This window comes from Pseudomonas sp. MTM4, assembly GCF_019355055.1.
GTDB lineage: Bacteria > Pseudomonadota > Gammaproteobacteria > Pseudomonadales > Pseudomonadaceae > Stutzerimonas.
Genome location: NZ_CP048411.1, coordinates 1170889 through 1192691, shown reverse-complemented (window position 1 = coordinate 1192691; position 21803 = coordinate 1170889). Strand labels below are relative to the sequence as shown.

At 59.3% G+C, this 21803-nt stretch carries 22 protein-coding genes; 12 read left to right on the top strand and 10 right to left on the bottom strand.

The annotated features are described in order from the left end of the window. Nucleotides 1–52: 52 nt before the first annotated feature. Nucleotides 53–1981, bottom strand: coding sequence for a transglycosylase SLT domain-containing protein (locus GYM54_RS05360; RefSeq protein WP_197445731.1), 1929 nt, complete (start codon nucleotides 1979–1981; stop codon nucleotides 53–55). Nucleotides 1982–2264: 283 nt separating this feature from the next. Between GYM54_RS05360 and GYM54_RS05355 the strand changes: the two genes are divergently transcribed. Together GYM54_RS05355 and GYM54_RS05350 are read left to right on the top strand one after the other, a co-directional pair. After that, a complete protein-coding gene (locus tag GYM54_RS05355) occupies nucleotides 2265–4166 on the top strand; it encodes an ATP-binding cassette domain-containing protein (protein WP_197445732.1) in 1902 nt (633 codons plus the stop codon). 84 nt (nucleotides 4167–4250) lie between these two features. Further along, nucleotides 4251–4943, top strand: a complete 693-nt coding sequence (locus GYM54_RS05350; RefSeq protein WP_197445733.1) for a hypothetical protein — start codon at nucleotides 4251–4253, stop codon at nucleotides 4941–4943. Nucleotides 4944–4977: 34 nt separating this feature from the next. Here the strand turns inward: GYM54_RS05350 and GYM54_RS05345 are convergent, their stop codons facing one another. After that, nucleotides 4978–5418: a universal stress protein gene (locus GYM54_RS05345; RefSeq protein WP_131650447.1), complete on the bottom strand. Its 441-nt coding sequence runs from the start codon at nucleotides 5416–5418 to the stop codon at nucleotides 4978–4980. 217 nt (nucleotides 5419–5635) lie between these two features. Between GYM54_RS05345 and GYM54_RS05340 the strand changes: the two genes are divergently transcribed. The 3 genes from GYM54_RS05340 to GYM54_RS05330 are packed head-to-tail and all read left to right on the top strand — an operon-like array spanning nucleotide 5636 to nucleotide 7475. After that, nucleotides 5636–6100, top strand: coding sequence for an MFS transporter (locus GYM54_RS05340; protein ID WP_197445734.1), 465 nt, complete (start codon nucleotides 5636–5638; stop codon nucleotides 6098–6100). Nucleotides 6101–6150: 50 nt separating this feature from the next. Next, nucleotides 6151–6933: a class II glutamine amidotransferase gene (locus GYM54_RS05335; RefSeq protein ID WP_197445735.1), complete on the top strand. Its 783-nt coding sequence runs from the start codon at nucleotides 6151–6153 to the stop codon at nucleotides 6931–6933. After that, nucleotides 6927–7475, top strand: a complete 549-nt coding sequence (locus tag GYM54_RS05330; RefSeq protein WP_181101380.1) for a DUF2937 family protein — start codon at nucleotides 6927–6929, stop codon at nucleotides 7473–7475. The genes GYM54_RS05335 and GYM54_RS05330 overlap by 7 nt, the downstream gene beginning before the upstream one ends. A 33-nt stretch (nucleotides 7476–7508) precedes the next feature. On the opposite strand, the gene GYM54_RS05325 is transcribed toward GYM54_RS05330, so the two are convergent. The 4 genes from GYM54_RS05325 to GYM54_RS05310 all read right to left on the bottom strand — a co-directional run bounded on the left by GYM54_RS05325 (nucleotide 7509) and on the right by GYM54_RS05310 (nucleotide 11251). Next, nucleotides 7509–8687, bottom strand: a complete 1179-nt coding sequence (locus GYM54_RS05325; RefSeq protein ID WP_197445736.1) for a VWA domain-containing protein — start codon at nucleotides 8685–8687, stop codon at nucleotides 7509–7511. 50 nt (nucleotides 8688–8737) lie between these two features. Beyond that, a complete protein-coding gene (locus tag GYM54_RS05320; protein ID WP_131650452.1) occupies nucleotides 8738–9136 on the bottom strand; it encodes a GFA family protein in 399 nt (132 codons plus the stop codon). A gap of 51 nt (nucleotides 9137–9187) precedes the next feature. Continuing rightward, nucleotides 9188–10033 carry a MoxR family ATPase gene (locus GYM54_RS05315; RefSeq protein ID WP_197445737.1) on the bottom strand — a complete coding sequence of 282 codons (846 nt, stop codon included), beginning with the start codon at nucleotides 10031–10033 and terminating at the stop codon, nucleotides 9188–9190. A 141-nt stretch (nucleotides 10034–10174) separates the two neighbouring features. Next, nucleotides 10175–11251 (bottom strand): DUF748 domain-containing protein, encoded by a 1077-nt coding sequence (locus tag GYM54_RS05310; protein ID WP_197445738.1) that lies wholly within the window; start codon nucleotides 11249–11251, stop codon nucleotides 10175–10177. 458 nt (nucleotides 11252–11709) lie between these two features. Here GYM54_RS05310 and cysK point away from each other — a divergent pair, with 458 nt between their 5' ends. The 3 genes from cysK (at nucleotide 11710) to GYM54_RS05295 (ending at nucleotide 13885) form a co-directional block, all read left to right on the top strand. Further along, nucleotides 11710–12684 (top strand): cysteine synthase A, encoded by a 975-nt coding sequence (cysK, locus tag GYM54_RS05305; protein WP_131650456.1) that lies wholly within the window; start codon nucleotides 11710–11712, stop codon nucleotides 12682–12684. 76 nt (nucleotides 12685–12760) lie between these two features. Next, nucleotides 12761–12925, top strand: coding sequence for a hypothetical protein (locus tag GYM54_RS05300; RefSeq protein ID WP_197445739.1), 165 nt, complete (start codon nucleotides 12761–12763; stop codon nucleotides 12923–12925). An 84-nt stretch (nucleotides 12926–13009) separates the two neighbouring features. After that, nucleotides 13010–13885: a DMT family transporter gene (locus tag GYM54_RS05295; RefSeq protein WP_197445740.1), complete on the top strand. Its 876-nt coding sequence runs from the start codon at nucleotides 13010–13012 to the stop codon at nucleotides 13883–13885. Here the strand turns inward: GYM54_RS05295 and GYM54_RS05290 are convergent. Beyond that, a complete protein-coding gene (locus GYM54_RS05290; RefSeq protein ID WP_197445741.1) occupies nucleotides 13882–14799 on the bottom strand; it encodes a DMT family transporter in 918 nt (305 codons plus the stop codon). The genes GYM54_RS05295 and GYM54_RS05290 overlap by 4 nt on opposite strands. Before the next feature lie 158 nt (nucleotides 14800–14957). Between GYM54_RS05290 and aceK the strand changes: the two genes are divergently transcribed. Beyond that, nucleotides 14958–16682, top strand: coding sequence for a bifunctional isocitrate dehydrogenase kinase/phosphatase (gene aceK, locus GYM54_RS05285; protein ID WP_197445742.1), 1725 nt, complete (start codon nucleotides 14958–14960; stop codon nucleotides 16680–16682). A gap of 177 nt (nucleotides 16683–16859) precedes the next feature. Continuing rightward, nucleotides 16860–16985 (top strand): PA1414 family protein, encoded by a 126-nt coding sequence (locus tag GYM54_RS21865; RefSeq protein ID WP_307876492.1) that lies wholly within the window; start codon nucleotides 16860–16862, stop codon nucleotides 16983–16985. Nucleotides 16986–17008: 23 nt separating this feature from the next. Here GYM54_RS21865 and GYM54_RS05280 read toward each other — a convergent pair whose 3' ends face one another. Continuing rightward, nucleotides 17009–17680, bottom strand: a complete 672-nt coding sequence (locus GYM54_RS05280; protein WP_197445743.1) for a glutathione S-transferase — start codon at nucleotides 17678–17680, stop codon at nucleotides 17009–17011. Between the two features lie 97 nt (nucleotides 17681–17777). Here GYM54_RS05280 and GYM54_RS05275 point away from each other — a divergent pair, with 97 nt between their 5' ends. Beyond that, nucleotides 17778–18368 carry a tRNA-uridine aminocarboxypropyltransferase gene (locus GYM54_RS05275; protein ID WP_197445744.1) on the top strand — a complete coding sequence of 197 codons (591 nt, stop codon included), beginning with the start codon at nucleotides 17778–17780 and terminating at the stop codon, nucleotides 18366–18368. Between the two features lie 24 nt (nucleotides 18369–18392). Here GYM54_RS05275 and GYM54_RS05270 read toward each other — a convergent pair whose 3' ends face one another. Continuing rightward, on the bottom strand, nucleotides 18393–18794 hold the full coding sequence (locus tag GYM54_RS05270; protein WP_131650462.1) for a YbaN family protein: 402 nt from the start codon (nucleotides 18792–18794) through the stop codon (nucleotides 18393–18395). Between the two features lie 15 nt (nucleotides 18795–18809). Next, entirely contained in the window at nucleotides 18810–19397 is a 588-nt protein-coding gene (locus GYM54_RS05265) for a YecA family protein (protein ID WP_131650463.1), read from the bottom strand. Nucleotides 19398–19634: 237 nt separating this feature from the next. On the opposite strand from GYM54_RS05265, the gene recQ reads away from it, so the two are divergent. Beyond that, complete coding sequence (gene recQ, locus GYM54_RS05260) at nucleotides 19635–21758, top strand: DNA helicase RecQ (RefSeq protein ID WP_181101393.1); 2124 nt, start codon at nucleotides 19635–19637, stop codon at nucleotides 21756–21758. The last annotated feature ends 45 nt before the right edge of the window (nucleotides 21759–21803 follow it).

Below are 21803 nucleotides of genomic sequence, written 5' to 3'. Positions count from 1 at the left end.
TCTAAAGCATCCTTCACTGACGAAGCGGCGCCAAACCATGGCGCCGCCAATGTCACTGGCTTTCGAAGTAGCGCTCGTGCCACTCGACCAGCGGCTGCGGTGCGTTGAGCTTCTGGCCGTAAATCACCGAATAGGTGAGTACGTTCTGCACGTACTGGCGAGTTTCATCGAACGGAATGTTTTCCACCCAGACGTCGAACGGCAGGTGTTCTGCATCCCGCAGCCACTGGCGGACCCGACCGGGGCCGGCGTTGTAGGCAGCGGATGCCAGCACCCGGTTACCCTTGAACTGGCCATAGATCTGGCTGAGATAGGCCGCTCCCAACTGGATGTTGGTGTTGGGGTTGAGTACCTGCTGGTGCGATGACAGCGGGATATCGAAGCGTCTGGCGGTTTCCTTCGCGGTGGCCGGCATCAGCTGCATCAGCCCCGTGGCACCGACGTGCGAGCGCGCGTCGGCCATAAACGCGCTTTCCTGACGCGTAATAGCGAATACCCAGCTTGGATGTATCTCTCGTGCCTTCGCCGCATTCACCAGGCTGCTGCGGTAGGCCATGGGAAAGCGGATGTCCAGATCGTCCCAGTATTTCGCCTGGCTGATGGTACGGATTGCCGGGAAATACCATTCCATGTCGTAGGCCAAGCGTGCCTGAGCGACCAGCTCGTCGCGGCTGAATAGACGGCTGACGTGATACCACTCGCGGCGTCCGTTGACTATTTCGCCACGGGCATGGAATTCCATGGCACGGCGAATGCCCGCGGTATTGCGGACCTTCTGCATCAGCTTCGGATCGAGCGCGAGCGGCTGATGGTTGAGCTTGTAGGGCGCCTGGATGCGGTCGGCCGAGAGGAAACCGTAGAAATCGCGCTCGCTGGCGACCGGCTGGTAGAGCGGGATGGCCTGTTTGTCGTTGGGTTGTGCCAGTTCCAGGCTGCGCGCGTTCCAGTAACGCCAGCGGTTGCTGCTGGCGAGTTCTCCAGTGAAGCGCTGGATCAGCGCATGGGCATCATCCCAGCGCCCCAGCCGTAACAGCAGCCGGGCCCGCCATTCGCTGACGGTATCGTCACGCAACTCAGGGTCGTATTCAGCCATCACCGTCAGGGCACGAGCATCGAAGCGCTTGGCCAAGGTCAGCCCGATCTGGCGTGCGATCGCCACCTTTTCATCAGTCGAAAACGAAAGGCGTCTGGCGTAGCTGTCGAGCAGCCCGAGGGCTTTTTCTGGGTCTTTGCGCGCCAGCCGACGCAGGCCGATCGAGACGATATCGCCCATGGCCGGGGTCGGCGACATGAAGCGATCCGTCTGGCCCAACATCTGCGGCTTCTGCGCGACCTCGACCAGCAACTCGCCTTGGCTTTTCATCGTCGGCAGGCTTTTCACCAGAAAGTTGGCCAAGCCGTAGTTACCACTCTCGACCGCCAGCTTGGTGCGCTGCCAGACCAAGTCTTCGCTGAGCTGGCCGGCGTCGCGCCAGCGATCGAACAGCGCGTCGCAAGCGTTGTGTTGCGACTTGCCCACCAGCCAGAGTCGTTCGGCCGTCTCGTAGCCCTGCTTCGTCTGGCCGCTGGACAGTTGGTACTGACCGAAAAGGCAGTCCAGTTCGGCGAAATTCATCGCCGGATCGTAATGCGCAACGAATGGGCGCCAATCGCCACGGGCTGCCAGCAACCGCAGCCAGCGCAGTTTCATCCAGCTGGCCTGCGGCAGGTCGCCATGCTCTGCGAGAAACTTTTCCACCTCGTCGTTGCTGGCGGTCTTGAGCCGTGCAGTCAGTTCGTCGTAGGCCAGGTAAGGCTCGAGCGGATAGTCTCGAAGCGCGCTGGCGTGACGTCGATATGGGCCGCTGTCGCCCTTGGCCAATGCCCGCTTGGCTTCGTCGTAGTATTGACGTTGCTGCTGGAGGCTGGCGGCTTGAGAGGTTTCGACGATTGCAGCAGTAAACAGAAGGCAGAAACAGATACTGGAGAGTCGACCGCGCATGAGACTTCCGAAGACGGGGGCAGGAGAAAACTGGGGCTAGCTTAGCTCGGCCAGTCGGGCAGTTAAACGCGGATTAAGCTCTTGAAACAAACAAAGCAGAAGGTTCCGACGAACGTATGTGCGTTCCAGCGAAGCGGCCCTGAATCGCTATATCCAACGTGACTGTAGGCCGCGTTGAGTGTCGGTACAGGCGCTGTGTTCGACAAGCGGGCTCGATGCTCGGCGGCATCGGTGTGACAGGCGCCTTCTGCTAGAATGCGCGCCCTGTTTCCCGGAGGTAGTCATGACCCTGCTCAAGTTGACCGATGTGTCCCTCGCCTATGGCAACAATCCATTGCTCGATGGAGTGTCCTGGCAGATTGCGCGGGGTGAGCGGGTTTGCATCATCGGCCGTAACGGGACCGGCAAATCCAGCATGTTGAGCCTGGTCAAGGGCAGTCAGTTGCCGGACGACGGCGAGATCTGGCGCGCGCCGGGTCTGAAAATTGGCGAATTGCCTCAGGAACTTCCGCTCGCTGACGAACGCACCGTGTTCGATGTGGTGGCCGAAGGGCTATCGGGTGTGGGTCAGCTGCTGGCCGACTATCACCATCTCAGCCAGAACATCCAGAACGAAGCCGATCTGGACAAGCTGATGCACGTTCAGCAGGAGCTCGAAGCGAAGGACGGCTGGCGCCTGCAGCAGCTGGTCGACAGTACCCTGAGTCGTCTGCAACTGCCAGCCGACAAAACCCTGGCCGAGCTGTCCGGCGGCTGGCGTCGGCGCGTTCTGCTGGCTCAGGCGCTGGTGTCCGAGCCCGATCTGCTATTGCTGGATGAGCCGACCAACCACCTGGACATTGGCGCTATCGCCTGGCTGGAAGAAGCCTTGACCGGCTTCAACGGTGCCGTGCTGTTCATTACCCACGACCGTGCGTTCTTGCAGAATCTGGCGACCCGCATCCTGGAGTTGGATCGGGGCCACATGATCGACTGGAACGGCGACTACGCCAGCTTCCTGGTGCACAAGGAGCAGCAACTGGCAGCAGAAGAGACTGCCAACGCGCTGTTCGACAAGAAGCTCGCTCAGGAAGAAGTCTGGATCCGCCAGGGCATCAAGGCGCGTCGCACCCGCAACGAGGGTCGTGTGCGAGCGCTCAAGGCATTACGTGCCGAGCGCAGTGAGCGCCGTGAACATCAGGGCAAGGCCAACATTCAGATCGACGCGGCGGAAAAATCTGGCAAGCAGGTCATCGTCGTCGAACACGCAAGCTTCGCCCATCCGGGCGGCGAGCCACTGATTCATGATTTCTCGATGGTGCTGCAGCGCGGCGACCGCATCGGCCTGCTCGGCGCGAACGGAACTGGCAAGACCACGTTGCTCAAGTTGTTGCTCGGCGATCTGCAACCCACCAGCGGCACGGTCGAAGCTGGAACGCGTCTGGAAGTGGCGTATTTCGACCAGTTGCGTCACCAGCTTGAGTTGGAAAAAACAGTTATCGACAACGTGGCCGAGGGGCGGGACTTCATCACTATCGATGGCCAGAGCCGCCATGTGCTGAGCTATCTCGGAGACTTCCTGTTCAGCCCGCAGCGCGCCCGCACGCCAGTAAAGGCATTGTCCGGCGGAGAGCGGGCACGTCTATTGCTAGCCAAGCTGTTCAGCAAGCCGGCCAACCTTCTGGTACTCGACGAGCCGACCAACGACCTGGACGTCGAAACCCTCGAGCTTCTGGAGGAAGTGCTGCTCGGCTTCCAGGGCACGGTGCTGATGGTCAGTCACGACCGGGTATTCCTCGACAACGTGGTCACCAGCACGCTGGTGTTCGAAGGTGGCGGGGTCGTTCGCGAATACGTCGGTGGCTATCAGGACTGGCTGCGTCAGGGCGGCTCGCCGAGGCTGCTCGGTGTGGCCGAGGCGAAAGACGAGAAGGCCGAAACACCACCGAGCAAACCCGCTACACCTGTCGTCGAAGCAGCGCCGACAAAGAAGAAACTCAGCTACAAGGTGCAGCGCGAGCTGGAAGCCTTGCCTGGAAAGATAGACGCAGTCGAAAAAACCATCGCTGCGCTGCAAGCGGAAATTGCAGAGCCGACGTTCTACCAGCAAACTTCAGAGCGTACTGGCGAAACGATAGCTCGTCTCGAAGCGCAGCAGAAGGAACTCGACGAGTTGCTCGAGCGCTGGGCCGAGCTGGAAGAATGAGGCAGGCAACGTAGCGGTGGTATGACGGGACCTGGACCGTCGTTCGAGACATAACGACAGTAGTCAGCGGTGGACGGAGCATAGATGGCAATTGATTACCGCATCGTCCTCGATGAGGAACATGAGTTCAGCTACCGGATCGAACTGGAGCGCGCCTTCGATCACGAGGCAGCGATGAAGGCGCCCAAATGGACGCGCTTGGAGCATCAGCAGTGCAATAACTGCCCGTTGAGCCGGGACAACTACAGCCATTGCCCTGCCGCGGTGGATCTGCATCGCGTCATCGAAGATTTCCAGGGCTTGCCGGCAGTCAAGAAAGCCCAGGTGCAGGTACGCACGCCAGAGCGCGAATACAACAAGCTGGTAGGGCTGGAGGAGGGACTACGGTCGCTGCTAGGCGTGATCATGGCCACCAGCGCCTGCCCGGTGCTGGGCAAGCTCAAGCCGATGGCGCATCAGCATCTGCCATTCGCCAGCAATCAGGAATTCGTACTGCGCGCGGTTTCGCTATACCTGGCACGCCAGTATTTCAATCTGCGCGAAGGGCGGCATGCCGACTGGGAGCTGCGTGGTCTGGTGCGGTCATTTCAGCAGCTGCAGCTGGTCAACCAGGCGTTCTGGCAACGCATCCACGACACCTGCCACGGCGATTCGAACCTGAAGGCCTTTCTGACCTTCTTCTCGATGGCGTCCAGCCTGACCTATTCGCTGGAAACCCAGCTGAAGAAGATCAGGCCGATGGTGATGAGCGCTGGCGAGAGTGCCGATCTGGCCTGAGCCGATAACGGCTCAGGCGTCGGTGTCGAGAGGATTAGTCAGTCTTCTTCAACCGTACCGCAAGCACGTCACAAGGTGCTCCATGAAGGATGTCGTTGGCGGTTGAGCCGAGCAATAGCGCCAGACCATGACGACCGTGGCTACCGACCACCACCAGGTCGCAGCCTTGTTCTTTGGCCAGACGGTGAATTTCCTGGCGGGGCTGACCATAGGCCAGGTGACGCTGTTCTGCGGTCAGGCCGGGATACCGGTCGGCGAAACCGGTCAAGCGGTCCCGGGCTTGATCGAATTGCTGTTGCTGGAGCATCGACAGATCCATCGGAACATCGCCGCCGAACGCCATGGCCATGGGTTCGATGACATGGACGAGCGCCAGTTTCGCACCGCTGGCTGTCGCCAACGCCTGAGCGCGCGCTACGACTGGATGGCATTCTTCGTTCAAGTCAGTGGCGACCAGAATATGCTGGTAGGTCATGATGGCTCTCCTGCTGTGTCCGTGTGGCAAGTATGGCTGCTTGGCACGCTATTGAATGGCCCAGGGGCATTTTTTGTTTTGCAGCGTTTATACGGCGTTGCATGCATGATGACCAGCGTGTCATTGCATCGCTTGATGCCAGCCGATGGGCTCTCGGCTGTTATCATGCGCGGCGTCAAGCGCTGGTGCGCACACATGGTCTACACAAGAGATCTTCATGTTTCTATTCGCTAACGAATATTTGCTCGCCTGGGCAGCCTATGGGATTGCTGCGCTTGGATGCCTGCTGGTGTGGTTCCGTATCACGCGCTCCATGTGGCGCTGGCTGCGTGAGCCGCTGAGATTGATCGTCGCTGTGTTATTGCTGACACCGACCATCGTCGATCCCGCCAGAGAGCTGTTCGCACCGGCCGTCGCCATTACCGCTATGGATCTTTTATTCAAAGTGGGGACCAACGCCTGGCGTGCCGTCGCCGATCTGGCCCTCTACGGGCTGATTGCATTCGTGTTGTATGCGGTGTTCGTCGCCGTGCGCTGGCCGATCGAGCGTCGCTTGCGACTGCGCCGTTCCGAGTCGGCAGCCGAGGAGGAGGATCCTCGCACCCTGCGCGAGCGCCTCGAGGACGATGAGGATTACCGGCCCGCGAACCGTTACCAGTCACGGACCGAGCCCAGACTCTGAGCTGGTCCCTAGCCGTACCAGACGCAGCAGGACCTCTCGGGAGATAGCCCATGTGTGAACTGCTCGGCATGAGCGCCAACGTACCGACCGACATCCATTTCAGCTTTACCGGGCTGATGCAGCGCGGCGGCCGAACCGGGCCGCATAAGGACGGTTGGGGCATCGCATTCTATGAAGGCCGCGGTTTGCGCCTGTTTCAGGACCCGGTGGCCAGCTGCGAGTCGGAAGTGGCGAAGATGCTTCAGCACTACCTGATCAAAAGCGAGGTAGTGATCGGCCATATCCGCCACGCCAATGTCGGCAAGGTGGCTCTGGTCAATACCCACCCCTTTGTCCGCGAACTCTGGGGGCAGCATTGGTGCTTCGCTCATAACGGCCAACTTGCCGATTTCAATCCGGAACGTGGTTTCTACCAGCCGGTCGGTGATACCGATAGCGAAGCGGCGTTCTGCGACCTGCTCAACCGAATACGCGCCGATTTTTCCGAGCGCGTCGCGGCTGAAGATTTGCTGCCTCGCCTGCTCGAAGCCTGCGCCGATTATCGTGCCAAGGGCGTATTCAATTGCCTGCTCAGCAACGGGGAATGGTTATTCAGCTTCTGTACGACCAAACTGGCGCAAATCACCCGTCGCGCGCCGTTCGGCCCGGCACAGTTGAAAGATGCTGACCTGACCGTGGATTTCACCGCCGAGACCACGCCAGACGACGTGGTCACTGTGCTGGCAACTGAGCCGCTGACCGATAACGAGCTATGGGATGTCCACCAGCCAGGGGAGTGGACGCTCTGGCGGCTGGGCGAATGCGTCGCGCGGGGACGGGTGGAGCCATGCTGAGAAGTTATCTGCGGCTCACCCTGTTCGCCTTGGGCCTGCTTGTGGGCATTCAGGTGCCGGGTTTCATCCAGGCATACGGGAATCACGTCGAGGCTCGTCGACTAGAGGCCCAGCAGGGCCTGCAAGGTTTTAAGGAAACGGCGGGGCGCTTTTTCGAAGGCAACTTGAACGCGCTGGTCGAGCACTATCGCGCCAGCGAAGATCCGGTCATCCAGAGCGATGCACGCAGCGTCGCTACGTTGGTAGGGCGTGCTCAGTTACTCGATCGCGAGTGGCGAATCATGCAAGGACCCTGGTATGCACGGGCCTGGCACGTGTTGATAGGTGCTGATCAAGATCTGAGGCGCCAGGTCTGGAGCAGTTACCGCTTCCAGGTTTTGCTGGCGCCTGAGGCAATCGCGTGGGGCATTTGTTGTGCGTTGTTGCTGGCGTGGCTTGCCGAAAGCGTTTTTGTGTTGCTGCGCCGGCTGCTGTTTCCGCAGCGACGCTCAGGAACAAGGCGTCGCGCCTCCCGCTCGGGACGTCCAGGCGGTACTGCATAGCCCTGGCCTGCGTCCCAGCGGTGATCCCTCGGCTTATTTAGAGAGAAACTTCATCCCTTCTTCCAGTCCGCTCAACGTCAGCGGATACATCCGGTCTTCGACCAGGTCTCGGATGATGCCGGTGGAGGATGTATAACCCCAGGTGTCCTTTGGATAGGGGTTGATCCAGATGAGCTTCTTGTACTTTTCCATGAAACGCTGCATCCAGACGTAGCCGGCTTCCTCGTTCCAATGCTCGACGCTGCCGCCTGGCTGGGTGACTTCATAGGGAGCCATGGCGGCGTCGCCGACGAACACGACTTTGTAATCGGCACCGTATTTGTGCAGCAGATCAAGGGTCGAGGTGCGCTCGGATGTGCGGCGGAAGTTGTTCTTCCAGACCGATTCGTAGATGAAGTTGTGAAAATAGAAATACTCAAGATGCTTGAACTCGGTTTTGCAGGCCGAGAACAGTTCTTCGCAGACCTTCACGTGGGCATCCATCGAGCCGCCGATGTCGAACAGGATCAGCAGTTTCACCGCGTTGCGTCGTTCAGGGCGCATCTGGATATTCAGCAAGCCGCCATCGCGGGCGGTGTGATCGATAGTGCCGTCCAGATCCAGCTCGTCCTGCGCGCCCTGACGGGCGAACTTGCGCAGACGGCGTAGAGCGACCTTGATGTTGCGTGTACCCAGCTCGACCTGATCGTCGAGGTTCTTGTACTCGCGCTGGTCCCAGACTTTTACCGCTTTGCCCTGGCGCTTGCCAGCATCACCGATGCGAATGCCCTCGGGGTTGTAGCCACCCGAACCAAAGGGGCTGGTGCCCCCGGTGCCAATCCACTTGTTGCCGCCGGAGTGTTTTTCCTTCTGCTCCTCCAGGCGCTTCTTGAATTCCTCGATCAGCTTGTCCAGCCCGCCGAGCGATTCGATCTTGGCGCGCTCCTCGTCACTCAACGAGCGCTCGAACTCCTTGCGCAGCCATTCTTCTGGAATCAGTGCCTCAATGTGCCGGTCGAGACTTTCCAGCCCATTGAAGTACGTACCGAAGGCACGGTCGAACTTGTCGAAGTGGCGTTCATCCTTGACCAGGATGGCTCTCGACAAATAGTAGAACTCGTCCATGTCGGCAAAAATCACGTTGTGTTTCAACGCGTTGATCAAATCGAGCAGCTCACGTACCGATACCGGCACCTTTGCTGCACGCATTTCATTGAACAGGCCAAGCAGCATGGCAATCCTCGGGAAGTGCCGTCGTGGCGGCACCTTTGCGTTGTGATGGATCAGCGCTCTTCGTCGTGTTCCGCGAGCCCGTCACGGATCGCGTACCAGTCAGCCTTGGAGCCGACATAGATATGTTCCTGCGGCGGAACCGGCAGCGGTGAATCGAGCGTGCCGGCCGCGACGCCGAGCTCGTGCTCGCGATTGTCGACGAATTGCAGGTTGGAGCCGCAGCGTATGCAGAACGTCCGCGTCACATGCTCGGAAGAGTGGTAAACGCCCAACTGGTCCTTGCCGGACATGAAGTGAAAGGCTTCCAGCGGTACGCTCGCGTAGGTCGCGAATGCAGCGCCGTGTGCCTTGCGACACATCTTGCAGTGGCAGTGGGTCAGCTCGTTGATCGGTGCGTCGATGCGGTACCGCACGACGCCGCAGAGGCAACTACCGGTATGCGTTTGCATGGCTCTTCTCCAGTAATGTGACGCGGCGGCTCCGCCTGGAGCCGTCGCCGTTCAGCGACTGGCGCGACGACTCATGAACGCCAGACGTTCAAGCAATTGCACGTCCTGTTCGTTTTTCACCAGGGCGCCCGCCAGCGGCGGAATCGCGCGGGTCGGATCGCGTTCGCGCAGCACGGCTTCGCCAATGTTGTCGGCCATCAGCAACTTCAGCCAGTCGACCAGTTCGCTGGTGGACGGCTTCTTCTTCAAGCCCGGCACCTTGCGGACATCGAAGAACACATCGAGGGCTTCGGCCACCAAGTCCTTCTTAATGTTCGGGTAGTGCACGTCGACGATCTTCTGCAGAGTTTCCCGATCCGGGAATGCGATGTAGTGGAAGAAGCAGCGACGCAGGAAGGCGTCCGGCAGTTCTTTCTCGTTGTTCGAGGTGATGATGATGATCGGCCGCTGCTTGGCCTTGATGGTTTCGTTGGTCTCGTAGACGTAGAACTCCATCTTGTCGAGTTCTTGCAGCAGGTCGTTGGGGAATTCGATATCGGCTTTGTCGATCTCGTCGATCAACAGGATCACGCGCTGGTCGGACTCGAAGGCTTCCCACAACTTGCCCTTCTTGATGTAGTTGCGCACATCGTGCACCCGGTCGGAGTCCAGCTGCGAATCGCGCAGGCGGCTCACCGCATCGTATTCGTACAGTCCCTGATGCGCCTTGGTGGTGGACTTGATGTGCCAGGTGATCAGTTTCGCGCCGAAGGATTCGGCCAATTGCTCTGCGAGCATGGTTTTACCGGTGCCCGGCTCGCCCTTGACCAGAAGAGGGCGCTCCAGCGTGATAGCGGCATTGACGGCAAGTTTCAGGTCGTCGGTGGCGACGTAGGACTGGGTGCCTTCAAACTTCATCGGGGTTTCCTTCAGCGGGCCTGGCACGCAGGCGCTTCATGTTTGAGTTGAAGGACCGACTATAAGGGATGGGCCCTTTACTGTGAACGCAAGCGGATCATTCAGTCACTGAATGGGCGCGGCCTTATCTACCGTTCGGTTTTACTCTCCCTCTTCGCTGAGTGAGCGTTCGAAGCGAGCCGAGAAGGCTTCGACAAAGGCGTTGCGCAGGATCGCGACAAACGCCTGAAACGGGCTTACGTCGGTGTTCTTGGTGCTACCGGACAGCTCGACTCGCGTCGCGAACTGGTCCTTGCGTTGGTTCTGCAGCACTTCCTCACCGCCACCGACCACGGCTTCCCAGATGCCGCGAAAGAAGCCCTTGTCTTCATTCTCCACGTCCTGCTCGAAGTCGAAGACTTCAACATTGTGCAGCAGCGGCTTGATGTAGCCGTCCAGCTGACTGTCGTTGGCCTCGATTTCCATGACCAGATCCCCGGTGCCGGCGGCGAAATCGAAATTTCCGTAGGCGTTGCTGAAATCATTCAGCTTGGTTAACTCCAGGCCAGTCATTCGCAGGTCGATGTCGAAATCTTCGAAGTCGGTATAGGGATCGAAATGCGCGGTAGCTTCCATCGGGGCCTGATTGAACAGCTTGGCCGTGCCTTCGAACGTGGCGACTCGACCTTGCTCGCGGTCGCCCGTATTGGTCAGGTTGTACAGGCTCGCATTGATCGCGCTGGCATAAACATGCACCTGCGGATCGACCTCGAAATTCCGAAACGACAGCTGACCGTCCACGACGCGTAGCTCGTTCAGTGTGAACGGCATCAGCGCTTCGAGCTGGTCACGCCAGTCGACGCCTTCACCGGTCTGCGAGTCGTCGGTCGCTTCGCCGTCGACAAAGTTCAGTTGCGGTTGCTCCAACACCACCTCGCCGACCAGGGCTCGGTCTTTCCAGAGCGCACGCCAGCTCACCCCTATATCGATCGAGTCTGCGGTGAACAGCGGCGCCTGAACCTGCTCGTTCTTCTTTTCGATGAAGAGCCCGTCGGCACGATAAGCGCCACGCCACCAGGCCAGATCGACATCCTCTATATGCCCCTGGTACTCGCCCAAATCAGCCAGCTTGCCGTTCAGATAATTGAGCACTAGGTGAGGCAACGCGAGGTGAACGACCAGCAATAGCAGAACGAGCGACAGGAGTATCCACACAGAAAAGCGGTAGCTTTTTTTCATGACAGGCCTGATTCGGTCGGGTTCATCATGGAACTGCTTATTAGGGTCTGTTGGCGTTTCGTCGCGAGCCGCGTTGCTGCGCAAATGCCGCAAGGCAAGGCAGCGCCCGCTCCCGGCGGGCTTGCTGCATTCACCACATCCATGTGGATCGCGCGGGACGCAGGTAATGGTGCTCCCTTGCGAAGTCCCGCAACGCCGCATGGCGACCTTTGCCGCGCAACCCTTCGGGCAAGGCCTGTTTTTGCGCGAGGCGGCGTTTCTCGTCGCTCTTTAGGAACGACCAAACTTCGCTCCTCGTGCCTTGCCTCGCACAAAAACAGGCTCCGGCGCGGCTGCGAACGAAACGTCAACAGACCCTAGTGGGTGGACCTTTGCATGTATCGCTGAGTTCGGCTGGACGAGCCATGAGACTGAGCTTAGGCTCATGAGTCTGGTTTTTCACTCGCAGGGACACTGTCATGAGCCGCATCTTTGCTGACAACGCGCAGACTATCGGAAATACCCCATTGGTCATGGTCAACCGCCTGGGCCCCAAGGGCGTCACCATCATGGCCAAGCTCGAAGGCCGTAACCCCGCTCATTCGGTTAAATGCCGGATCGGCGCTGCCATGATCTGGGATGCCGAGAAAACGGGTCGCCTCAAATCAGGCATGACGATCGTCGAACCGACTTCCGGTAACACCGGCATTGGCCTGGCATTCGTCGCGGCGGCGCGTGGCTACAAGTTGGTTCTGACCATGCCGGCATCGATGAGCCTGGAGCGTCGCAAGGTACTGAAGGCGCTCGGTGCGGAGCTGGTGCTCACCGAACCGGCGAAGGGCATGAAGGGGGCCATCGAGAAGGCCATGGAGATCGCCGCATCGAATCCCGAGCAATACTTCCTGCCACAGCAATTCGAGAACCCATCGAATCCGGAAATCCATGAAAAGACCACTGGTCCGGAAATCTGGAATGACACCGAAGGCAACATCGACGTTCTGGTTTCCGGCGTCGGAACCGGCGGCACCATCACAGGGGTTTCGCGCTACATCAAGAACACCAAGGGCAAGAAGATCCTCAGCGTGGCGGTCGAGCCTATCAGCTCGCCGGTGATTAGCCAGACGCTCGCTGGCGAGGAAGTCAAACCCAGCCCGCACAAGATTCAAGGCATTGGTGCTGGCTTCGTGCCGAAAAATCTCGACCTATCGGTTGTCGATCATGTCGAGCAGGTCGGCGACGATGAGGCCAAGGCAATGGCGCTGCGTTTGATGCGTGAAGAGGGCATCCTTTGCGGCATATCCTGCGGCGCGGCGATGGCTGCGGCGGTGCGTCTGGCCGAGAAGCCGGAAATGCAAGGCAAGAATATCGTTGTCATCATGCCGGACTCCGGTGAGCGCTACCTGTCCACCATGTTGTTCGCCGATATATTCGGTGAGCAGGAACTGCAGCAGTGAATTTCGCTGCGCCGGCCTGTCTTGTCGGATTTGGCGCAGCGCAGCTATAGTCTTTTTTCCTCGTTTCGAGATCGGTATGAACAACGTAGCCTGCGGCACCAGCGCTTATTGCGGAAGCCTGTTCCTTACGGGCGGTTCTGCAGTGCCTACGTTCATGCCGATCATCCTGTCCTGCCTACCTGCGAGCCCGCCACCGGGCTTGCCACTGGCTCCGCCACCGCCACCTTCCGCGCTGGCCTGAGCTACGCCGGTTCGCCGGCACCCCCGTCACTGCGTTTGCCATTCGCTGGCGCAGTCTCGTATTGCCTTTCCCAAAGGTGGCAGGATGATTTCGTTATCACCCAACAACCTGGTCGCGTATGCGACTACGGTAATTTTCGTGCTGCTCTGGAGCAGCGGTGCAATCGTTTCCAAATGGGGCTTGGCGTACGCATCGCCTTTTGCCTTTCTGCTGGTTCGTTTCGTGATCGCATTCGTTGCATTGGTGGTCGTGATGCGGCTGGCTTCGCTATCGTTGCCTGAGAGTAAAAGGGCGCGCTGGTTTGCGTTAGCGACTGGCGTAGTGCTGCTGGGCTCCTACCAGATCTTCTATTTGCTGGCGCTGGATCTGCAGGTGACGCCGGGTGTCATGGCGACACTGTTAGGTGTGCAGCCGATCCTCACGGCGGTGCTGCTGGAACGCAAGGGACTGCGGCCGATGCGACTGCTCGGTTTGTTGTTCGGGCTTGGCGGTCTTGTACTGGTGGTTTATCAGAGCCTCGGCGTAGGTGGGCTGTCTTGGACGGGCGTGGCTTGCGCTCTGCTGGCGCTGCTGAGCATCACGCTGGGCTCGATGATGCAAAAGCGCGCATACGGCGATCCGCTTCGCGCCATGCCCTTGCAATACTTCGCCGGGCTACTGCTCTGTTCGCTGTTCGTGCCTTTTCAGCCTTTCGAGATCACACCGGCGCTGGGTTTCTGGATACCGGTATTGTGGATGGGGCTGCTGATATCCGTGGCGGCGACTTTGCTGCTGTATCGATTGATCGCACGCGGGAACTTAGTCAACGTGACCAGCCTGTTCTATCTGGTGCCGGCCGTTACCGCGCTGATGGATTATCTGGTGTTCGATAACGTACTGCCGATGCTCAGCCTTATCGGCATGCTGTTGATCGTGCTCGGGCTCGTTATGGTGTTTCGGCGTTCGTCCAATCAGCGTTAGTTGCGCTGGGTTTCTGGCGCCGCCACGGTTGTGGTTGGCGCCTGTTTCAGCACCAGCCAGAGCGCTACCGCAATCAGCGCACCACCATAGAGGTAAGCCCAGGACAGCGGTTCGTTGAGCAGTAGGGCACCCCAGAGTACGCCAAAGGGCGGAATGATGAAGGTCACCGTCAGCGTGCGGACCGGGCCAATGTCAGCTAGCAGCCGGAAATAAAGAATATAGGCGAAGGCGGTGCAGACGACGCCGAGCCCGATCAGGCTGAGCCAGACCGTGCCGCCGCCCCAGGATACCGGCGGAGCCATCAGCAGCGAGATCAGGAACAGCGGCAAAAGACATAGTGCCGCGCCCATCTGACTACCAAAGGCCACCAGCTCGCTGTTCAATCCGCCGTGCTGATTGATCCAGCGGCGTGTCAGGAAACCGCCGAAACCGTAGCAGGCGGTTGCACCCAGACATGCAAGCGCGCCGATCAGCAGATTCGCGTCGAACGCCACGGGGCCGGTACGCGTCAATAGCGCTACGCCGCTGAGACCGCAGAGCACGCCGATCACCTTCGTCGTTGTCAGCTCTTCGGCGAAAAACAAGGCGCCGATGATCACGCCCATCATCGGTGTGGTGGCATTGAATATAGCTGAGTAGCCAGTCGGCAGAAGCTGCGCGGCCAGCGCATAGAATGCGAAAGGAATCCCCGAATTGATCATCCCCAGAACTAGGCACAGTTTCAGTTTGCCGCGAAAGTCCCAGCGAATCCGCATCATCGCCAGTATTCCCAGCAAGCCGATACAGGCGAACAGCACGCGGAAAAACGCGGTGGGAAAGGTTCCGAGTTCCGGCGCGATGATGCGCATGAACAGGAAGCTAGCACCCCAGATTGCAGCGAGACTGAGCAGACGCAGAAAATCGAAGGGGCGCATGGAGAATGGCTCCGGTGATGGGACGTCAAAAGTGTTGGTGAGACTTGCTCATCTCGCAACTCGAAACACGCTTTCAAACTTTTCCGATCTCGTTGCAGCGCTTTCATTGCCATCGGCCACTGGCTAAGCTCGGCTTTTGTCGCTGCCGGATAACCGACATGGTGCGAACATCGCCTGACGCCGAGATTGCTAGGCAGATTCTGCTGGGCTTCGATGATTACCGTGAGCACTTCCGATTGATCACGACCGGCGCTCGGGCTCGCTTCGAACAGGCCCAATGGCAGGACGCTCAGCGTGCCTCGGCGGCACGCATCGCTCTTTACGAGCAGAAGGTCGGCGAAACCGCGAAGGACTTACGGTCTAGGTTCGCCGAAGGCGTACTGCTTGATGTGCAGCGATGGCCCCAGGTCAAGAGCGCGTACATCGAATTGATTAACCCGCGCTTCGACGATGAGTTGTCCGAAACCTGGTACAACTCGATCTTCTGCATGCTGTTCAGCCACGATTGCATCAGCGACAACACCATGTTCATCCATTCGACCCGGCCGACAAATCGGGCCCAGGAGCGGATGGCCCAGACTCGTCGCTATCGCCCGGCCGGCGATCTACATGGAGTGTTGGCGCAGATCCTCAACGATTTTGCTTTCGCTGTGCCCTATGACGATCTCGATGGCGATCTGCGACGGCTCGAGGCACAACTGCAAGAGTCGTTGCCGGACTGGGTATGCAAGGATCCCGATCTTGCAGTTGAAGTCTTTTCCTCGGCGCTGTATCGCAACAAGGGTGCCTACTTGGTCGGACGGGTTTTCACGCGCGACGAGCAATGGCCGCTGGTCATCCCGCTGCTGCATCCCGAGGGGGCCGGCATAGTCGCAGATGCGCTGATCACCGACGAGGCGGAAGTCTCGATCATCTTTTCATTCACGCGCTCGTATTTCATGGTCGAGGTGCCGATTCCGGCGGAGTTCATCGGTTTTCTCAAACGCATCATGCCGGGCAAGCACATCGCGGAACTCTATACGTCGATCGGCTTTTACAAGCACGGGAAGTCGGAGTTCTATCGTGCGCTGATCAACCATCTGGCTGTTACGGACGACCGTTTCATCATGGCGCCTGGGGTGCGCGGCATGGTGATGAGCGTATTCACGCTGCCGGGTTTCAATACCGTATTCAAGATCATCAAGGATCGGTTTTCGCACACGAAGAATGTCAGCCGCGCCACGGTCATTGAAAAGTATCGGCTGGTGAAAAATGTCGACCGGGTAGGGCGTATGGCGGATACACAAGAGTTCGCCGACTTTCGTTTTCCAAAATCGAAATTCGACCCGGAATGCCTGGCAGAGCTACTGGAAGTCGCACCTTCCACGGTCGAGGTCCAAGGCGATACCGTGCTGGTGCGTCACTGCTGGACGGAGCGGCGAATGACGCCCCTGAACATATACGTCGACAGCGCCAGCGAGCAGCAGGTGCAGGAGGCGCTGGAAGACTACGGACTGGCCATCAAGCAACTCGCTGCAGCCAACATATTCCCAGGTGACATGTTGCTGAAGAACTTTGGCGTGACCCGTCATGGTCGGGTGGTGTTCTACGACTATGACGAGATCTGCTTTCTCACCGAGGTGAATTTTCGCTATATCCCCGAGCCCCGCTATCCAGAAGATGAAATGGCATCCGAGCCTTGGTATTCGGTGGGGCCGAACGATGTGTTTCCCGAGGAGTTTCCGCGTTTTCTCTTCGCTGATATTAAGCAGCGTCGATTGTTCGCCAAATTGCATGGCGAGCTGTATGACGCCGATTATTGGAAGGGTTTGCAGTGCGCGATAAGCGACGGCAAGGTTATTGATGTTTTTCCATACAGACGCAAGGAACGAGCTGTTCAGTAAGAGCCGCGAGGTGAACGCTTGCAGACGCGGCAGGTCGCATTTATAGAGCCGGACGAAAGCACCGCGGCGGAATGATCTGCAACATCTGTCGCAGGCGGCGGTGCACTTCATGGGTTATGCTGACAACGAAGCCCCACGGCTCCACCAAGACCCGTAACGAAGCAGGAGGGTTCGACCATGAACGCATGGCTCAATCGTGTGTGCTGGAATCTGGCAGTGGCGCTTGGCTTCATTGAGCCGCCTCGCCTGCAACCGATACCGGTTCGCTCCCAGCGGTGCACGTCAAAGGCGCCAAAGCGCTGATTCAATTTTGCACGGGTTGCCTTTCAGCGCCCGGGCATGACTGGACCTCCCCGTTCTACGGCCCGCTGGTAAGCGGGGCGGTCATGTATCCTTTTTAGAAAAGCGCTCAGCATCGGGTAACTGGCATCCAGCCCGGCGCGAGCTCGCGCGGCTTCCAAAGGAAAGCTCATCTGGATATCCGCGACACTGAATTCCTCTCCCGCGAACCATGGGCTTTTGCTTAGCTCGCTTTCCATATAGTCCAGATGAAGCTTCAACTGCGGGCCGATGAATGCTTTATGGGCACCTTTAGCAATGGCTCGTGCCACCGGGCGGATGAAAAACGGCATAGGCCCAGTGGAGATTCGATCGAACACAAGCTTGAGTAGTAGCGGCGGCATCGCCGAGCCTTCGGCGTAGTGCATCCAGTAGCGAAAACGACGGTAATCTGGCGAATCCGCTGCTGGAACCAGGCGACCTTCGCCGTATCGATCGATCAGGTATTCCAAAATTGCGGCCGACTCGGCCAGCGTCAGCTCACCATCAGTGATGACCGGTGACTTGCCGAGCGGGTGCACCTGTTTCAGCTCAGCAGGGGCCAACATCGTCTGTGGGTTTCGAGCATAGCGCTTGATTTCGTAAGGAAGCTGGAGCTCTTCCAGAAGCCAGAGCACGCGTTGCGAGCGGGAATTGTCCAAATGGTGCAATGTGAGCATCTGCGCTGCCTCGTCCGGTCCAGTGACGGCGACTAGCTTAGTCCACCTTTACACCTCCATACGATATGGCAGACTTCCCGCCTCTGAAGGAGAAGCCATGCCTCGTCCGCGCTGTACGCGTTGCCAACGTCCATTGAAGCAATGCCTCTGCGCCCTGATCCCCTCGCTCGTCAGCGAGACCGAGGTGCTGATCCTGCAGCACCCCAGCGAAACCGGACATGCCTTGAATACGGCACGCCTCGCGGCGTTGGGGCTTACCAGCGCCGAACTGCGAGTGGGGGAGCGGTTCGACGATCTGCCAGTGAACGATAGTCGCGAAAGCTATCTGCTGTTCCCGGGGGACGATGCCGTGTCGCTCGCACAATTGGCTGCTGAGGATCGCCCGTTGCGGCTCGTCGTCCCGGATGGCACCTGGCGCAAGGCCCGCAAATTGCTCCATCTCAACCCAGCGCTTGCCAGCCTGCCTCGTGTGGCGCTTCCCGAGGGGCTGACGTCCCGTTATCGACTGCGCAAGGCTCCGATGCCCGGTGCATTGTCCACGCTAGAAGCAATCGTGGTCGCCTTGAATGCTCTGGAAGGCGCAGGGCGGTTCGATGCGTTGCTGAGGCCGTTCGAGGCGCTGATCGAAACTCAGATCGATGCTATGGGCGCAGAAGTTTTTCAGCGCAATCATGGCTGTCACCGTTGAGGCGGCCAATAAAGGCGTGGCGCCTTAGCGCGGCGGACGAGTTTTCAGTTGAAGGATGTAAAGCGTTACCAGGGTCGCACTGATCAGCATGCCGATCCGAGCCCAGAACAGCGGTACCAGCCAACAGGACACGCCGATGCTGAGCCACATGGTGGTGATCGCATAGACCTTGCCCTTGAGCGGGATGCCGTTGCCTTCCAGATAATCCCGAAACCACGGGCCGAGCCTTGGATGCATCACCAGCCAAACGTAGAAACGTTGCGAGCTGCGTACGAAGCAGGCAGCGGCGAGTAGCAGGAAAGGAGTAGTAGGCAGAACCGGCAGGAAGATGCCGATGACGCCCAGACCAACGCATATCCAGCCCACCACCAGCAGCGCGTAGCGCGCTACCGGGTTGCGATACGTCGGGATATCGCGGTGGGCCAAGAGGCTATCCGCGTGTCAATGCCGGCGCGGCTTGAGTAGCGCCGGCTTTTCTTCGGGGGCGTGGCAGATCAGATACAGCGCAGTAAGGATTTCGGGAATCTGAGCGGCCATCTCGTCGACCAGATCGCGGTCTGCGGCGATATCGCTGAACTCGGGCTGCTCATCGAAAAGGCCGGAGCCAACCATGATCGGCAGGAGCAGCTCGCTGACTTCTTCCTCTGACTCTTCGAACCATACCGACTCGCGCATGAACACGCCTTCCATGAAGCCGATGCACCAGCCGCGCAGGTCGGACTCGTCCGGCTCGTCGCCCAGGTCCAGCTCGCAAGGCAGATCCATGTCTTCATCGCTAGCCAGTTGCCGGGCGATATGCGCCTTGAGCTGAATTAGCGTCGCTTCGATGGCGTCGCGCTCGGTGTCGTCGGCGTACTTGGGCGGTTCGGAGAACAGCGCGTCGATCCATTCACGCTCCGGCACCTGCTCCGAGCAGATGCACAGGGCGGTCAGGTAGCCGTGCGCGGCGATGTAATCCAGTGCCTCTTCGTGCAGATCATCTGCATCCAGAAACACTTGCAGGCGGGCGAGTTGCTCGGCGAATGACATCGATGACTACCTTGGAAAGAGAACAGCGGTGATTCTAGACGAGCCGTGGGCCTCCGGCTACCGCGCGCTGTTCGCTGCGGTGCTGCGTCAGCTTTGCCCATCGTCTTCGAGAGATATGAAAACCACGTTGGAGTTCCGCTAACCGTATTGCCGTCCGACTATCGCGTCGTGGTGGTGTTCGGCCTGAAGGCTGCGTCCGTGTCGCGTATACTCGCGCGTCTTGTTTCGGAGACCGGCATGCTCGATCAGGCACAGCGCATTCTCAAAGATGTTTTCGGCTACGACGCGTTTCGTGGTAACCAGGGTGCGATCATCCAGCGTGTGTCCAGCGGCGAGGATGCGCTGGTGCTGATGCCGACCGGTGGTGGCAAGTCGCTCTGCTATCAGGTCCCGGCGCTGCTTCGTGACGGCCTGGCGGTGGTGGTGTCGCCGCTGATTGCCTTGATGGATGATCAAGTCGCTACGCTCGAGGAACTGGGTGTCGCGGCCGTGGCGCTCAACTCCACCCAAAGTCCCGAGCAGCAACGGGACATCGCCGAGCGCCTGCGACGCAACGAAATCAAGATGCTCTACCTTGCCCCCGAGCGGCTGGTGCAGCCACGCATGCTGGCGTTTCTGCAGCGCTTGCAGATTGGCTTGTTTGCCATCGACGAGGCCCATTGCGTCTCGCAGTGGGGCCATGATTTCCGTCCCGAATATCTGCAACTTGGCCAACTCGCCGAGTTTTTCCCCAGCGTCCCACGGATTGCGCTGACCGCCACGGCGGACAAGCGTACGCGTGAGGAAATCGTTCAGCGGCTGCATCTGGAGAATGCCGAGCGCTTCCTCTCCAGTTTCGATCGCCCGAATATCTTCTATCGCATCGTGCCCAAGGAGCAGCCACGCAAGCAATTGATGGCTTTCCTGGCCGAGCGCCGCGGCGATGCCGGCATCATTTACTGCATGTCCCGCAAGAAGGTTGACGATACTGCCGCCTTCCTTACCGAACAGGGCTTCCCCGCATTGCCCTACCACGCGGGGCTACCGAATGATCTGCGGGCCTTCCATCAGAAGCGCTTCCTCAACGAGGAAGGTTTGATCATGGTCGCGACCATCGCCTTTGGCATGGGCATCGACAAACCTAACGTGCGTTTCGTCGCGCATCTGGACTTACCGAAGTCTCTGGAAGCCTACTACCAGGAAACGGGCCGCGCAGGTCGTGATGGTTTGCCCGCCGATGCCTGGATGGCGTACGGCTTGCAAGACGTCATCTTCCTCAAGCAGATGCTCAACAACTCCGAAGGCGACGAGCGCCACAAGCGCATCGAGCAACACAAGCTCGACGCCATGCTATCGCTGTGCGAGGAGACCCGCTGCCGCCGTCAGGTCCTGCTGGCGTATTTCGATGAGCAAATGCCCGAGCCCTGTGGGCATTGCGACAACTGCATGGATGGCGTGCAGACTTGGAATGCTACCGAACCTGCACGCCAGGCGTTGTCGGCCATTTATCGCAGCGGTCAGCGTTACGGTGTTGGGCACCTGGTCGACATTCTGCTGGGGCGCGATAACGAAAAAGTTCGCAGCCTCGGTCATCAACAGCTATCGGTGTTTGGCGTTGGCAAGGCGTTATCGGAAGGCGAGTGGCGCTCGCTGTTCCGCCAGTTGGTCGCGCGAGGGCTGGCCGACGTCGATCTGGACGGTTTTGGCGGGCTGCGGCTCAGTGATAGCTGTCGCGCCCTGTTGCGCGGGGAGGTGACGCTGGAGCTGCGACGCGAGCTGGCTGTCAAGGCATCGAAGCCCTCCGCCAGCGCGGCGAGTCAGCTGGTGCGCAGCGAAGAGCGAGAAAACTGGGAGGCGTTGCGCGCCTTGCGCCGCAAGCTGGCCGAGGAACATGGCGTGCCCCCTTATGTGATATTTCCGGACGCGACGCTGCTGGAAATGCTCCGTAGCCAGCCTGCGTCTCTTGCGGATATGGCGCGTATCAGTGGCGTCGGCGCGCGCAAGCTCGAACGTTATGGGCAGGCATTTCTGGAAGTGCTGCAAGGCACGGCGAATACCGTCAGGTCAGCCGCCGATATCCGTCATGAGCTCATCACGCTGGCCCGAGCCGGCATGACGCCGGCACAGATCGCGCGACAGCTCGAATGCAGCGAAAAGAACGTTTACGCCATGTTGGCCGAAGCGATAGGCCAGCAACAGCTCAGTCTGGAACAGGCGCTGGATATTCCGGAGGACTTGTTAGGCGAGATCCAAGAAGCTTTCCTCGATGGTGAAGGCGAGTTGCCTCCCGTTGCCGCCGTGGCCGAGCACTTTGCAGGGCGGGTGCCGGAAGCCGTGCTGTTCTGTGTCCGGGCTTCATTGCAGGCTGAATTCGAGCTTTGATCGCGTCTGGAGCGCGCCTGTAACCGCTATTGTCCTGCGGTCTCG